14 protein-coding genes are annotated in these 13884 nt (G+C 72.5%); 9 read left to right on the forward strand and 5 right to left on the reverse strand.

Annotation, left to right across the window (positions count from 1 at the left end; translation table 11 throughout):
* Positions 1–21: 21 nt before the first annotated feature.
* Positions 22–1095 (reverse strand): sensor histidine kinase, encoded by a 1074-nt coding sequence (locus DV20_RS17240; RefSeq protein ID WP_200876448.1) that lies wholly within the window; start codon positions 1093–1095, stop codon positions 22–24.
* A gap of 72 nt (positions 1096–1167) precedes the next feature.
* Here DV20_RS17240 and DV20_RS17245 point away from each other — a divergent pair, with 72 nt between their 5' ends.
* From DV20_RS17245 to DV20_RS17275, 7 genes are all read left to right on the forward strand, one after another.
* Positions 1168–2076: an aminoglycoside phosphotransferase family protein gene (locus DV20_RS17245; RefSeq protein ID WP_043781414.1), complete on the forward strand. Its 909-nt coding sequence runs from the start codon at positions 1168–1170 to the stop codon at positions 2074–2076.
* Between the two features lie 217 nt (positions 2077–2293).
* A complete protein-coding gene (locus DV20_RS17250; protein ID WP_043781415.1) occupies positions 2294–3817 on the forward strand; it encodes a cellulase family glycosylhydrolase in 1524 nt (507 codons plus the stop codon).
* Positions 3818–3938: 121 nt separating this feature from the next.
* Positions 3939–4781, forward strand: a complete 843-nt coding sequence (locus tag DV20_RS17255) for a serine hydrolase (protein ID WP_043781417.1) — start codon at positions 3939–3941, stop codon at positions 4779–4781.
* Positions 4782–4996: 215 nt separating this feature from the next.
* A complete protein-coding gene (locus tag DV20_RS17260) occupies positions 4997–6127 on the forward strand; it encodes a Cys-Gln thioester bond-forming surface protein (RefSeq protein WP_235190862.1) in 1131 nt (376 codons plus the stop codon).
* 194 nt (positions 6128–6321) lie between these two features.
* Entirely contained in the window at positions 6322–7149 is an 828-nt protein-coding gene (locus DV20_RS17265; protein WP_084093526.1) for an AraC family transcriptional regulator, read from the forward strand.
* A gap of 81 nt (positions 7150–7230) precedes the next feature.
* The gene (locus DV20_RS17270) at positions 7231–8031 is read left to right on the forward strand and encodes a dioxygenase family protein (RefSeq protein WP_043781423.1); all 801 of its coding nucleotides are present in this window, start codon (positions 7231–7233) and stop codon (positions 8029–8031) included.
* 64 nt (positions 8032–8095) lie between these two features.
* Positions 8096–8842 carry a thioesterase II family protein gene (locus tag DV20_RS17275; RefSeq protein ID WP_043781425.1) on the forward strand — a complete coding sequence of 249 codons (747 nt, stop codon included), beginning with the start codon at positions 8096–8098 and terminating at the stop codon, positions 8840–8842.
* A 147-nt stretch (positions 8843–8989) separates the two neighbouring features.
* Here DV20_RS17275 and DV20_RS17280 read toward each other — a convergent pair whose 3' ends face one another.
* A complete protein-coding gene (locus DV20_RS17280; protein ID WP_043781483.1) occupies positions 8990–10015 on the reverse strand; it encodes a glycoside hydrolase family 19 protein in 1026 nt (341 codons plus the stop codon).
* 288 nt (positions 10016–10303) lie between these two features.
* Positions 10304–10552 (reverse strand): hypothetical protein, encoded by a 249-nt coding sequence (locus DV20_RS17285; RefSeq protein ID WP_043781427.1) that lies wholly within the window; start codon positions 10550–10552, stop codon positions 10304–10306.
* Between the two features lie 311 nt (positions 10553–10863).
* Here DV20_RS17285 and DV20_RS44050 point away from each other — a divergent pair, with 311 nt between their 5' ends.
* A complete protein-coding gene (locus DV20_RS44050) occupies positions 10864–11040 on the forward strand; it encodes a zf-HC2 domain-containing protein (RefSeq protein WP_084093527.1) in 177 nt (58 codons plus the stop codon).
* Positions 11041–11075: 35 nt separating this feature from the next.
* Here DV20_RS44050 and DV20_RS17290 read toward each other — a convergent pair whose 3' ends face one another.
* Positions 11076–12023 (reverse strand): Lrp/AsnC family transcriptional regulator, encoded by a 948-nt coding sequence (locus tag DV20_RS17290; RefSeq protein WP_043781428.1) that lies wholly within the window; start codon positions 12021–12023, stop codon positions 11076–11078.
* 120 nt (positions 12024–12143) lie between these two features.
* Between DV20_RS17290 and DV20_RS17295 the strand changes: the two genes are divergently transcribed.
* Positions 12144–13478 carry an MFS transporter gene (locus DV20_RS17295; protein ID WP_456356073.1) on the forward strand — a complete coding sequence of 445 codons (1335 nt, stop codon included), beginning with the start codon at positions 12144–12146 and terminating at the stop codon, positions 13476–13478.
* On the opposite strand, the gene DV20_RS17300 is transcribed toward DV20_RS17295, so the two are convergent.
* The gene (locus DV20_RS17300; protein WP_043781431.1) at positions 13456–13863 is read right to left on the reverse strand and encodes a hypothetical protein; all 408 of its coding nucleotides are present in this window, start codon (positions 13861–13863) and stop codon (positions 13456–13458) included. The two genes, DV20_RS17295 and DV20_RS17300, sit on opposite strands and share 23 nt — an antisense overlap.
* Positions 13864–13884: the final 21 nt, after the last annotated feature.

Raw genomic sequence — 13884 nt, forward strand, 5'->3', positions numbered from 1 at the left:
CTGTTGAAGGAAAATGCCGCCCTACCGGGCCGGCAGCCGGACCGTGACGAGGAGGCCGCCGGCCGGGCGGGGCCGCAGTTCGAGCATCCCGTCGTGGGCCCGGACGATGCTGTGCACGATCGCCAGCCCGAGGCCGACGCCGTCGTGTCCCTCGGTGCGGGCGCGCCCGGTCCCGCGCTGGAAGGGCTCGGTCAGGGTCGGGACCAGCTCCGGCGGGAGGGGCCGGCCGGTGTTCTCGACCCGCAGCGCGCTCGCGTACCGGCGTCGTTCGGTGTGGACGGTGACCGTGCCGCCCGGGTGGTTGTGGACGATCGCGTTCTGGACGAGGTTCGTCACCATGCGCTGCAGCAGGGCGGCGGAGCCGGTCACGTGGATCGGCCCCCCGGTGACTTCGAGCGTGATCTCGCGTTGTTCGGCCAGCGGCAACAGCGTTTCGGCGGCTTCTTCGGCCACCAGGGAGAGGTCGACGGGCTCGCGGGCGAACTGCCGCCGGTCGCTGCGGCCGAGCAGCAGGAGGGCCTCCGTGAGGTCGATCGCGCGGGTGTTCACCGTGCGGAGCCGGTCGATGAGCTCGCTCCTCGGGTAGGCCGGGTCCTGGCCGGCGACGTCGAGGATGGCCTGCGAAATGGCCAGCGGCGTGCGCAGTTCGTGGGAGGCGTTCGCGGCGAACCGCTCCTGCTCGCCGACCTGGGACTCGAGCCGTTCGAGCATCGTGTCGAAGACGTCGGCGAGCTCGCGGAACTCGTCGGCGGGGCCGGCCAGGCGGATGCGGTGGGACAGCGATCCGTGCGCGGCCAGCCGGGCGGCGTCCGCGATCCGGGTGAGCGGGGCGAGCATCCGGCCGGCCAGGAGCCAGCCGCCGAGCACGCCGAACACCAGCAGGAAGCCGAGCGCGGTGGCCGCGGAGGGGGCGAACACGCGCGTCAGGAGGTACCGGTTCGGCGCGATGCCGAGCAGGCCCTGGTCGTTGTCGGGCACGTAGCGCAGCAGGGACATCTGCACGACGGCGAGCAGGACCGCGCCGGCGAGCACGAGGAACCCGGCGTAGCTGATGGCGAGTTTCAGCCGCGCGCTGAGCCCGGGACGCCTGTTCACGAGCGGAGCGTAGGCAGGGCGGGTTATCGCGGGCATATGCTCGTTCTCCCTGATCAACCGGAGGACGCCGTCTTGACCACCATCCCGGACCTCGGTCCCGTGCCCCAGCGCCGCACCGTGGGCGTGGACCTCGTGCGCCGGCTGATCGGCGAGCAGTTCCCGCGGTGGGCGGACCTCCCGGTCCGGCCGGTGGCCCACGGCGGGTGGGACAACTTCACCTTCCACGTCGGCGGCGAAATGGTGGCGCGGCTGCCCAGCGCGGCCGAGTACGCACTGGCCGTCGACAAGGAACAGCGGTGGCTCCCGGTGCTCGCGTCCCGGTTGCCGCTGCCGGTCCCGGTCCCGCTGGCGCACGGGCAGCCCGGCGCGGACTACCCGTTCCCCTGGTCGATCCACCCGTGGCTCGAGGGCGAACCCGCGCGCCCGGACCGGATCGCCGACCCCGTCCGCTTCGCCGCCGACCTGGCCGGGTTCCTGGCCGCCCTGCAGGACGTCGAGGCCGGCGGCGGGCCGCGGCCGGGGAAGCACAACTGGTTCCGGGGCGCCACCCTGCGCACCTACGAGCCGGCGGCCGAGCGCGCGCTCACCGCGCTGGACGGCCGCATCGACGCCGGGCTGGCCCGCGAGATCTGGACGACCGCACTGGACGCCCGCTGGGACGGCCGGGACGTCTGGTTCCACGGTGACGTCGCGGCCGGCAACCTCCTGCTCGAGCACGGGGCACTGGCGGCGGTCATCGACTTCGGCACCTGCGGGGTCGGCGACCCCTCCTGCGACACGGCCATCGCCTGGACGTTGCTGACGGCCGAGGGACGGCGCGCGTTCCGCGAACGCCTGTCCGTCGACGACGCGACCTGGGCCCGCGGCCGCGGCTGGGCGCTCTGGAAGACGCTCGTGTCCGCGGCCCGGACCGGCGAGGAGGCCGCGCACGCGTTGGGCGTTCTCGACGGGATCTTCGCCGAGTACCGGACCGGCCGGTGATCCGCTGATCTTCCGCCGAGCCGGGACGGCCGGACCGGGACTCCGCACGGGGGAGACGGCTGCGTTCGTTGGTGGAACGCCCCGGACGCTGTTCGCCGGAATCGGCCGCCTTCCCGCCGTTGGTGATTGACAATCCCGGGGCCGGGCAGCGACGGTGTGACGGCGTCTGGGAACGCTCCCAGAAGCCTCCGTCGTCCGGGTGCACAAGGGAGTGCCGATGTGGGGAAGAGCCGGAAAACGTCCTGCCGCGCTTGCGGTCGCGGGCCTCGCGGTCGCGGCCGGGGTCGTCACGTCGACGACGGCGGTGTCGTCCGCGCGTGAGACGAGCGCCGCGTTCGCGTGCCGCGTCACCTACTCGGCCAACGACTGGGAAAGCGGTTTCAGCCTCGTCGTCGGGATCGCCAACGTCGGCTCCGCGCCGGCCGACGGCTGGACGCTGACCTACTCCTACGCCGGCAACCAGACCCTTCAGCAGGGCTGGTCGGGTACCTGGACGCAGTCCGGCAAGCAGGTCACCGTGACCAACGCGAGCTGGAACGGCACCATCGCGGCCGGTGGTTCGGTCAGCGCCGGCGCGAACTTCTCCTACAGCGGCACCAACACCGCCCCCGCCGAATTCGCGGTCAACGGCGCCACGTGCACCGGAACGCCGCCGACCACGGCGACCACCCCGATCACCAAGCCGACGACGACCACGACGACCAGCACGCCACCGCCGCCGGGACCGGCGCCCGCGTTGCACGTCTCGGGCAACAAGCTGCTCACCGCCGACGGGAAGCCCTACCGGCTGCTCGGCGTCAACCGGGCCAGCGGCGAGTTCGCCTGCGTGCAGGGCAAGGGCATGTGGGACAGCGGCCCGGTCGACCAGGCCTCGGTCGACGCGATGAAGGCGTGGAACATCCACGCCGTGCGGATCCCGCTCAACGAGGACTGCTGGCTCGGCCTGTCCGGCACGCCCAGCGGCGCCCCCTACCAGCAGGCCGTCAAGGACTACGCGAAACTCCTGGCCGCCAACGGGATCACCCCGATCCTCGACCTGCACTGGACGCACGGCCAGTACACCGGCACCTCTTCCGCCTGCACCGACGTCAACGCCACCTGCCAGAAGCCGATGCCCAGCCGTCAGTACACGCCGACGTTCTGGAGCCAGGTGGCCACCGCGTTCAAGGGCGACAACGCCGTGGTGTTCGACCTTTTCAACGAGCCCTACCCGGACGCGGCCGCCAACTGGTCCGACGCGGCCGCCGCGTGGCGGTGCCTGCGCGACGGCGGCACCTGCACCGGGATCACCTACCCGGTCGCGGGAATGCAGGAGCTGGTCGACGCCGTCCGCGCGACCGGCGCCGTGAACGTGGTGATGACCGCCGGCCTCACGTGGACGAACGACCTCACGCAGTGGCTGGCGTACAAGCCCACGGACCCGGCGGGCAACCTGGTGGCCTCCTGGCACACCTACAACTTCAACGCCTGCGTCACGGTGTCCTGCTGGGACAGCCAGATCGGGGCGGTCGCGGCCCAGGTGCCGGTGCAGGCCGGGGAAATCGGCCAGAACAGCTGCGCGCACGACTACATCGACCAGGTCATGGCCTGGCTGGACGCGCACAACCTCGGCTACACGGCCTGGACGTGGAACCCGTGGGGCTGCAGCGGCGGCAACGTGCTGATCGAGGACTACGCCGGCACGCCGACCAAGACCTACGGCGAGGGCTTCCGGGCCCACCTCCTGACGGTCAACCCGTGAGCTCGAAGAGGGGTGCGACGCGCTGATCGCGACCGGGGTGCGGCGAGCCACTCGCCGCACCCCGGTCGTCCGTGCGAGTCTTCGGGGCGCACGCACCGCTCGCCGTCACCCGGGGGACCTCATGGGCAAGCTCCTGCTCATCGCGCTGCTGGCGGCCTTCGCGCTGGCGCCGTCGCCCGGTCCCGCCGGCCGGAACGACCCGCGAGGCGGTGACCCGCGAGGCGGCGATCCCTTCGGCCCGGACCTGCGGGCGCGGATCGCCCGGGCGCAGGCCTACGCCGACAGCCGGCCCGGCGTCACCGGGATCGTCCTGCGGGACCGCTGGACCGGCGCCGTCCACCGCGGCCCGGCCGCCGGCACGCTCATCTGGGCCTGCTCCACGCCGAAGCTCGCCATGGCCGTCGACCTGCTGCTGCGCGCCGACTCCGGCGCCGTGACGCTGACCGCCGAAGACCGCGATCTCCTCCACCGGATGCTCCACTCCAGCGACGACGCCGCCGCCCACGCGCTGTGGACCCGCTACGGCGGCGAGGCCGAATTCGGCCGTCGGTTTCCTTCCTACGGAATGACCGACATGCGGTTCAGCGACCGGCACCCGCACCACTGGGGCTGGATCCGCACCACCGCGAACGACCTGGACCGGCTGATCGAGTACGTCCTGACCCGGCTGCCCGCGCGGCACCGCGACTACCTGGTCCGTGAGCTGCGCACCGTCGACGTCAACCAGCAGTGGGGTGTCTGGGGCGCCGGGCCGGCCGCCCGGCCGGGCAACAAGAACGGCTGGGCCGACGACAACGACGACGGTTCGTGGATCATGAACTCCGTCGGTTTCGCGGGCCCGGGCGAGCGGTACACCCTGGCCCTGATGAACGACACCCGGGTGATTTCCGGCGGCTACGAGGCCGGCCAGGAGACCACCACCAAGATCGCCGAAATCCTGTTCAGCGGGTATTTCCACCCGTGACATCGGCGCCCCATTCAGGGGCTTTCCGAGGGCATCCGTGTTTATGGGGGCACCGTGCGTAGCCCCTGTGTGGTCTGTGTATGCTCCGGTATCGCTTGACCGGGTGATCACTCACCCGAATCAGTGGCCGCCGTGGTCGGGGATGTGATCTCACGCGGCCCTACCGGCGTGGTTCGGGCTCGGATAGGAGATTTATGCAGGTCAGGTCAGCTCTCGTGCGTGGCGGGATCGCGGTGCTCGCCGCGGCCGCCGCCACCATGGTCGGCGCCCCCGCCGCCCTCGCGGACGACGGCGCCGCGCGCGGCCGGGTCATCGAAGCAACAAGCACGACCGGCTACCGGGTCAACCTCGACCACGGTGACCCCTACGCCAAGCTGTTCGACTTCAAGCTGTCGGACGGCAAGTCGCTGAAGCTCTACTGCGTCCAGATCAGCGTCCACATGCGCACCGACGTCGACATGGTCGAGCGGCCGTGGAACAAGTACCCGGACGCCTCCTCGCCGTTCACGAAGAACAGCGACAAGATCAACTGGGTGCTGCACCACGGTTACCCGGGCGTCAAGCTCGACGCGATCGAGGCCGCCCTCGGCAAGCAGGGCGTCAAGGTCCACGACGGCCTCTCCCCGCAGGAGGCGATCACCGCGACGCAGGCCGCGGTGTGGCACTTCAGCGACGGCGTGAACCTCGACCTGAAGAAGCCGCTGAAAGAAGACAACCCGGCCGAGGCCAACGCCGACGTCGCCGCGCTGTACAGCTACCTCGTCGGCGACCTGAACAAGGGCATCGGCGAGCAGCCGAAGCCGACCCTGAACATCGCGGGGCCGAAGGCCGAGGGCAAGGCCGGCACCAAGATCGGCCCGTTCGAGGTCGCCACGTCCGGTGACGTCACGTCGCTGACCACCGAGCTGCCCGAGGGCGTCAAGGTCACCGACGCCGACGGCAAGGAGCTGAAGGCCGCCGACGTCAAGGACGGCAGCAAGCTGTTCGTCGACGTCCCGGCCGGCACCAAGCCGGGCAACGGCTCGTTCTCGCTGAAGGCCAGCGGCGAGCTGGACACCGGCCGCCTGTTCGTCGCGGAGAACTACGCACGGCAGCCGGCGCAGTCGCTGATCGTCGCCGACTCGGAGAAGACCCAGGTGACGGCGAAGGCGGCCGCGAGCTGGACCGAGGCGGGTGCCCCGGCCACCAGCCCGGCGCCGACCACCCCCGCGGGTGGCGCGCCTTCCGGTGGCGGCGAGCTCGCCAACACCGGTGTCGACGCCGCGGTTCCGTTCGGCATCGGCGGCCTGCTGCTCGGCGGCGGCGCGCTGATGCTGCTGCTGAACCGGCGCCGCAGCCGCGCGTAACGCAGTACCACCGAACGGGGCCGGTCCACTGTGGACCGGCCCCGTTCCGCTGTCCGGTACCCGACGATCGGATTGCGATCATCGGGGCAAAAACGGCGAATCACCCGCGTATCGATCTAGACTTCCCGGCCATGCGCGGTACGACCGTTCCGCCAGGGACGCCTTGCCGGACCCCGCGGCCGGGGGAGCTGCCGATGCACCGGCTGGAGGTGCCCGCCCCGCCCGCGCCCCCGTTCGCCGTCGGCACCTTCGACACGATCGGGCCGCTGTCCCGCGCGGACTTCCCGCACCGGCACACCTTCCACGAGCTGGTCCACGTCACCGGCGGCACCGGCGCGCACGTGGTCGACACCGCGCGCTGGCCGCTGCGGCCGCCGCACTTCGGCGTCATCGCGCCCGGGCAGGTGCACCAGTGGGCAGGGGTCCGGGACCTCACCGGGCACGTCGTGCTGTTCACCGACGACTTCCTGCTCGACCACCCGGCCGACCGGGAGCTCCTGCGGCGGCTGAGCGAACGGCCGTGGCTGCACCTGGACGGCGACGCCGACGCGCGCGTCACGCGGCTGATCGCCGACCTGGAGGACGAGTACCGCCGCGGCGGCGAGAGCACCGAGTCGGTGCTGCGGGCGCTGGTGCACGTCCTCCTCGTGCGGGCGGGACGGCTGCTGGGCACGCCGCCGCCCCCGCCCGCCGGCGCGGTGGCGGCGGAGTTCGTCCGGCTCGCCGGCCGTCCCGGACCGGGGCCGTGGTCGGTGCGCGCGCACGCCGGACGCCTCGGCGTCACCCCCGGCCACCTCACCGAGGCGGTGAAGGCCGCGACCGGCCGCACGGCCGCGCAGCTGCTGCGCGAGGCCCGGGTCCGGGAGGCGCAGCGGTTCCTGCTCCGGACGGACCTCACCGTGCGCCAGGTCGCGAGCCGGGTCGGGTTCGCCGACCCGGCCTACTTCTGCCGGTTCTTCCGCCGCGAAACCGGGCTGACCCCCGGTGCTTTCCGGCGCGGCGGGGAGAAGCACCACGACTGACCGATTGCGTCCATCGCCGCCGCCCGGGTGCGCTGCCTACGTTCGAGGGGATCCCCGGACGTTCCCCACGAGGAGCCAGGCATGGACGAAGAGAACAAGCTCAGCCGCAAGACCGTGCTCAAGGCCGCGCTGGCCGCGGGTGTCGCCGCACCGGTCGCGCTGATCGGCGGCCCGGCGCTGGCCCGCGCGAACGCCGTCGGCGGCACGGCACCGGAGCTCACGCCGGCCTGCCACGACGGCGACGAGCCGACGATCGAGCAGACCGAGGGCCCCTACTTCAAGCCGAATTCGCCCGAACGGACCAGCCTCGTCACGCCCGGGACCCCGGGCACCCGGCTGACCGTGACCGGGTACGTCTTCGGCCGCGCGTGCCTGCCGGTGAACCGCGCGCTGCTGGACTTCTGGCAGGCGGACGTCAACGGCGCCTACGACAACACCGGCTACACCTTCCGCGGGCACCAGTACACCGACGCCCAGGGCGCGTTCACGCTGTCGACGATCGTGCCGGGCCTCTACCCGGGCCGGACCCGGCACATCCACGTGAAGGTCCAGGCGCCCGGCCGTCCGGTCCTGACCACGCAGCTCTACTTCCCCGGCGAGCCGCGCAACAACACCGACTCGATCTTCGACGCACGGCTGCTGATGACCGTGCGGGACAACGGTTCCGCGAAGGAAGGCGCCTTCGACTTCGTGCTCGACGTCCCGCAGGCGCCGACGTCGGCGTCCACCCCGCCCGGGGGCACCTCCTGGGCGGTGGGCACCGCGTACGCGGCGGGTGCCCGGGTCACCTACGGCGGCCGCGGTTACGGCTGCCTGCAGGCGCACACCGCCCAGCCGGGCTGGGAACCCCCGGCCGTCCCGGCGCTGTGGCGGGGGGAGTGATCGCGGCCGAGGCTGCGCACGTTGGGGGTCGACGCCGGCCCGCGGGCCTGCCAGATTGGGGGCCATGACGATTTCGCTCGACGCCGCGGAGTGGGTCCGGCGCTTCCACCGGGCGCCGTCCGCCGCGGCGCGGCTCGTGTGCTTCCCGCACGCCGGGGGAGCGGCCAGCTACTTCCACCCGGTTTCGGCGGCGCTGGCGCCCGCGGTGGAGGTGCTGGCCGTGCAGTACCCGGGCCGCCAGGACCGGCACGCCGAAACCCCGGTGGACGACCTGTTCGTGCTGGCCGACCGGCTGGCGGACGTGCTGGCCCCGGAGCTGGCCGGGCCGGTGGCGTTCTTCGGCCACAGCATGGGCGCCAGCGTGGCGTTCGAGGTCGCCCGGCGGCTCGAGGCGCGGGGAACGCGGCTGCTGGCCCTGTTCGTTTCGGGTCGCCGCGGCCCGACGGTCCACCACGACGACCGCGTCCACGAAAAGGGCGACGAAGAGCTGCTGGCCGAGGTCAAGCGCCTGGGCGGAACCGGCGCGGCGGTGCTGGACGACGAGGACATCCGCAGCATGGTGCTCCCGGCGCTGCGGAGTGATTACAAGGCGGCGGAGCTGTACCACTACCGCCCGGGCCCGGACGTCGCCTGCCCGATCGTGGCCCTGGTCGGCGACAGCGATCCCAAGGTGACCGAGGCCGAGGCCCGCGAGTGGGCGGCGCGGACGTCGGCGGCCTTCGAGCTGAAGACGTACCCGGGCGGCCACTTCTACCTGAACGACCACACCGCGGCGATCATCCGGCTGATCTCGGACCGGCTCACCGCCTGAACCGGCGGGCGCGGCCCGGCCCCGCCCCGGCCCCGCCCCGCCTCGCCGTCCGGCCCCGGCCCGAGGGCGGCACTTTCACGTGAAAGTGCCGCCCGGGGCGCCGTCGGCGGTGCTGAACGGGCGGGGACGTGCCCCGCCCGCCTCGGCTCAGCAGTACAGGTTCGCGCCCGGGTCGACGCCCAGGACCGAGGTGATCTGGCGGTACTTCGACACCCGGCTCTCGACCTGGGCCGGGTTGCCGCCGTTGCACTCGATCGAACCGTTGATGCTGCGGATCGTCTCACCGAAGCCGCGGCTGTTGACCATCGCGTTGTGCGGGGTCATCGTGCCCGGGCCGCTCTGGGTGTTCCAGTACCAGAGGCCGGTCTTCCACGCCACGGCCGCGTTCTGCTCCACCTGCCAGGGGTTGCCGAGCAGGTCGATGCCGAGCGCGTCGCCGGCCGCCTTGTAGTTGAAGTTCCAGCTCAGCTGGATCGGGCCGCGGCCGTAGTACGCGGACTGGCCAGCCGGGCAGCCGTAGGGCTGGTTCCAGTCGCAGTAGTGCGGGTAGTTGGCCGTGTTCTGCTCGACGATGTACACCAGCCCGCCGGTTTCGTGGTCGACGTTGGCGAGGAACGCCGCCGCTTCCTGCTTCTTCACCGTGTCGCTGCCGGTGGTGGCGAAGCCGGGGTACGCCGACAGCGCCGCGGTGAGACCGCTGTAGGTGTAGAAGGAGTTCCGGCCCGGGAAGATCTGGTTGAACTGGGCTTCGCTCACCACGAACGCGCCCGGGTTGCCCGGGTTGCCGGGGTCCGTGCCGCCACCGCAGCTGTAGGGCTCCCAGTACCAGGTGCTGATCACGGGGTCGTAACCCGGGTTGGCGTTCTTGGCGCGGTAGTAGCCGCCGTTGGTGTAGCGGACGATCGCGCCGACGTCGTACCACTGGCCCGCCACCCAGTTCGGGTAACTGCAGGTGGTGCCGCCCCCGCCGTCACAGCTGTAGGGCTCCCAGTACCAGGTGCTGATCACGGGGTCATAGCCCGGGTTGGCGTTCTTGGCGCGGTAGTAGCCGCCGTTGGTGTACCGCACGACGGCACCGACGTCGTACCACTGCCCGGCCACCCAGTTCGGCGCGCTGCACGCGGCGGCGGCCGCCTGCGGGGCCTGCCCGGTGACGGCGGGCACGCCGAACACCAGCCCGGCGACGGCGGCGACAGCGGACAGGATCGCGACAAGGCGTCTTCTCAAGACTCGCTCACTCCTTCGGCCACGACGGAACCCGGGCGCGTGGGCGCCGGGTGTCGAACAGGGGGGTGTGCTCATCCGGCCGAGACGAACGTGACACCGGTCACTAGACCAGATTGGTCTAGTCCAGTCAAGATTGCCGGGGTGTCACGGGCAAGCGTTGTGCGCGAACGTCCACCGCCGCTGGACGGGTGGGGCGGGCGACGCGGCATCGGAGCCGCGTGCCCGCCCGGCACGTCACCGCGCTTGCGGGATCTTCACCTGCGCCGCCGGGGCCAGGTGCAGGATGCGCAGCAGCCTGGCCCGGCCCAGCCGGTGGAGCATCTCCCCGAGCTCCTCCGGCGCGATGCTCCCTTCGAGGTCGATCCGCGTCGTCCGGACGACGCGGTCGATCTCCGAGGCGGGGAGCCGCCCCGCGAACTCCCCGGCCAGCCACACCCCGACCTCGTCCACGACGTCGTCCGCCCGGTGGCTCCGTACGGTCATCGCTCTCCTCGTTTCGGATCGCCTTCTTGCCACGCCGGCCGGGAAATCCCGGTCCGACGCCAGTCCGACGAGCGAGCCCGGGAGCCATGACGCGGATTCGGCGAAGTCGGTCACACAAAAGCTTTCCGTGTTCGGATGGGTGAAATGCGTGACCGCCGATGTCACTCACATGGGCTGTTCGCCGTCCGAAGTTGTCGGCCGTTCGGGTAGAAATCCGCGGAACTCCGCCGGTGGGGCGTCCCGCTCAGGACCCTGGAGGCGTCGGACAGTGCGGGCGTTCCCTCGCGGGACGCGGAACGGAGACGCGATCCATGGGCCGGTACGACCGGACCGACCTCGGGGCGTACAGCCTGGGGTTGCTCGACGCCGCCGAGGCGGCACGGGTGGAGCGGCACCTCGCGGCGTGCCCGGACTGCCGCCAGGAGGTCCGGGAGTTCGAAGCCGTCCGCGGCCTGCTCGACCACCTGGCCGAGGTGAAGTCCACTTAGGACGATACCGGGCCGGGCCGGAACCCGCCGGTCCCTCAGCGAGAGGCCGCCGCCTTCACCGTCCGCAGCACGGGCGCCGTCTCCAGCGTCCGGATGGCGTCCAGCGCCCCCAGCCGCCGGGTCAGGTACCGGTGCAGGGCGGCCGCGTCCGGGCAGAGCGCCTGGGCCACCAGGTTCGCCGGGCCCGTCGTCGCCGCCACGAGGGCCAGTTCCGGGTGGGTCGCCAGCGTCCGCGCCACCCGGTCGAGCTGGGCGGGCGCCACCGCCATCCACAGCAGCGCCTGCGTCGTCGCGCCCAGCGGGGCCGGGTCGATCTCCAGGTCGAAGAACACCGTTCCGCCCGCCCGGAGGTCGGCCAGCCGGCGCGCGACGGTCGCCGCCGACCAGCCGGTGGCCGCGGCCAGTTCGGCCAAGCCGGTGCGGCCGTCGCGCTGCAACGCCGCCATCAGGGCGTCATCGTCGCTGGTCAGCGGCTTGCCCGGGCCGGGGTGGACCGGGGTCAGTGCCGCAATCCGGGCCGCGTCGAGGGCGTTCGCCCGGCCGAGCCACGCCGTCGGGCCGCCGAAGTAGCGGTGCAGGAGCTGGTGCGCCGAGACCGCGGTGATGCTCGCCGTGCGCGGGATGTCCCGCAGCAGCAGCGCGTGGTCGCTCGCCGCCGGCGTGTGGACGTTCACGCAGATCTCCGTGCCGCCGGACATCAGCTTGATCCACGCCGTGTCCGCGCGCCGCGCCAGCGCCTGGGCGAGGTCCTGGGCCGTGTGCGGGGTCGCCGTCAGGCGGACCATCCACTCGGCCTGCCCGGCCCGCTGCGGGTCCGGCAGGCCCACGACACGCAGCGACGCCTCAGCCCGCAGCCGCCGGTAGCGCCGCGCCACCGTCTGCGTCGAGACGCCGAGGACGTCCCCGATCCTGGCGAACGGCGCCCGCCCGTCGATGTGCAGCGCGTGGATCAACGCGCGGTCGACAGCGTCCAAGGTGGTCATATCCCTCATTCAACCGCACTGAATGGAAGGAATCAGCCAAGTCACGTCGAGAACTGGAATCGGTCATCGACCACCAGCCAGGGTGGGCGCCGAACGGAAGGAGACACACCCGTGCCCACCATGACGCGTGACCGGCGGCGCTGGGCCGCACTGGCCGTCCTGCTCGTCGCCGAGGCCATGAACCTGCTCGACGCCACGATCGTGCAGGTCGCCGGGCCGGCCATCCACGCCGAGCTGCCCGGACCGGCCGCCGACGTCCCGTGGTTCAGCGCGGCCTACACACTGCCCTTCGCCGTCTTCCTGATCACCGGGGGCCGGCTCGGGGACATCTTCGGCCGCGCGAAGGTGTTCAAGCTCGGCGTCGCGGGCTTCGTGCTCGCGTCGCTGGCCTGCGCGGCCGCGCCGGACGCCGGGCTGCTGATCGCGGCGCGCGCGGTGCAGGGTGCGGCGGCCGCGCTGATCATCCCGCAGACCATCGGCCTCATCCGCGCCCGGTTCGACGGCGGCGAACTCGCGAAGGCCCTGGGCACCATCGGGCCGGTGATGGGCCTGTCCGCGGTCACCGGCCCGCTGCTCGGCGCCCTGCTGACGCAGGCGATCTCCTGGCGGGCGGTGTTCCTGGTGAACGTCCCGCTCGGGCTCGCGGTGCTCCTCGCCGCGCGGCTGCTGCGCGAGGACCGGGCCGCCACCCGGCCCCGGCTCGACCTCGCCGGCACGGTCCTCGTCGTCGCCGGCACCGGGCTGCTCGTCTACCCGCTGATCGACCCCGCGGGAACGAACTGGGCCCTCCTCGCGGCCGGGGCCGTGCTGCTGGCCGGGTTCGGCTTCCAGCAGCGCCGCGCGGCCGCGCCGCTGGTCGAGCCGAGCCTGTTCGCCCACCGGGGGTTCCCGGCCGCGCTCGCCGGGTCACTGCTGTTCTTCGCGGTGATGACCGGCCTGATGCAGGTCGTCCCGATGCACCTGCAGCTCGGCCTCGGTGCCGACGTCCGGACCGCGGGCCTGACGCTGCTGCCGCTCTCGGCCGGGCTCGCGGTGTCGTCGGCCGTTGCCGGCGCCTGGCTGGTGCCGAAGTTCGGCGCCCGCGTGATGTTCGCCGGCCTGGCCCTGCTGCTGAGCGGGATCCTCGCCATGCAGGCCGGCGGGGCCGGCGCGTACCCGTGGGCGCTGGCGCTGTGCGGACTCGGGATGGGGACGTTCACGGTGCCGTTCTTCACCGCCGCCCTGCACCAGGTCCGGCCGCACGAGACGGGCTCGGCGGCCGGGCTGCTCAACGCCGTGCAGCAGCTCGGCGGCACCCTCGGCGTCGCCCTCCTCGGCGGGCTCTACCTCGGCACGGGCTCGGCGACCGCGGCCTTCGGTGCCGGGGCCGCGCTCGCCGTGGCCGCCGCTTCGGCGGTGGTTCCGCTCACCACCCGCCGGGGCGCTCCAGACCTCAGTAGTCGTCGCGGCCGGTGAACTGCTGCTCCAGCAGCTCGGCCGCGCCGGCGACCAGCTCGAGCGGATCGGTGAACTCGTTGATGTCGAGGTTGATCAGCGGCAGCGAGTGGCGGAGGACGACGTGCTCGCCCATCACCGCGAGGCCGCCGACCACGATCGCGTCGCCCACCTCGGTCAGCACCTCGAGGAGGTCGACCTCCTCGTGCCGGGCGAACGGCGTGGCGATCTGCACCCAGTCCTCGCGCTGGTCGAGGATCTCGCGGGCGATCACCACGATCTGGGCGCGCTGTTCGGTGTCGGGGTCGTCGCCGAAGACGAGGCGGATGCGGAGCTCGTCGGGCTCGTCGCGCACCACCCGGTACGACTCCCTGATGTAAGCGACCAGATCGCCCCACTCCGCCACGCGTGTCTCCGTCCTCGTGCT

It is taken from the genome of Amycolatopsis rifamycinica (assembly GCF_000695625.1).
Classification (GTDB): domain Bacteria; phylum Actinomycetota; class Actinomycetes; order Mycobacteriales; family Pseudonocardiaceae; genus Amycolatopsis; species Amycolatopsis rifamycinica.

Excerpts from the sequence above, each read along its gene's own strand:
- DV20_RS17295 (WP_456356073.1), top strand. The coding sequence starts at position 12,144 with ATGACGCGTGACCGGCGGCGCTGGGCCGCACTGGCCGTCCTGCTCGTC.
- DV20_RS17275 (WP_043781425.1), top strand. The coding sequence starts at position 8,096 with ATGACGATTTCGCTCGACGCCGCGGAGTGGGTCCGGCGCTTCCACCGG.
- DV20_RS17250 (WP_043781415.1), top strand. The coding sequence starts at position 2,294 with ATGTGGGGAAGAGCCGGAAAACGTCCTGCCGCGCTTGCGGTCGCGGGC.
- DV20_RS17255 (WP_043781417.1), top strand. The coding sequence starts at position 3,939 with ATGGGCAAGCTCCTGCTCATCGCGCTGCTGGCGGCCTTCGCGCTGGCG.
- DV20_RS17285 (WP_043781427.1), bottom strand. The coding sequence starts at position 10,552 with ATGACCGTACGGAGCCACCGGGCGGACGACGTCGTGGACGAGGTCGGG.
- DV20_RS17290 (WP_043781428.1), bottom strand. The coding sequence starts at position 12,023 with ATGACCACCTTGGACGCTGTCGACCGCGCGTTGATCCACGCGCTGCAC.
- DV20_RS44050 (WP_084093527.1), top strand. The coding sequence starts at position 10,864 with ATGGGCCGGTACGACCGGACCGACCTCGGGGCGTACAGCCTGGGGTTG.
- DV20_RS17270 (WP_043781423.1), top strand. The coding sequence starts at position 7,231 with ATGGACGAAGAGAACAAGCTCAGCCGCAAGACCGTGCTCAAGGCCGCG.
- DV20_RS17265 (WP_084093526.1), top strand. The coding sequence starts at position 6,322 with ATGCACCGGCTGGAGGTGCCCGCCCCGCCCGCGCCCCCGTTCGCCGTC.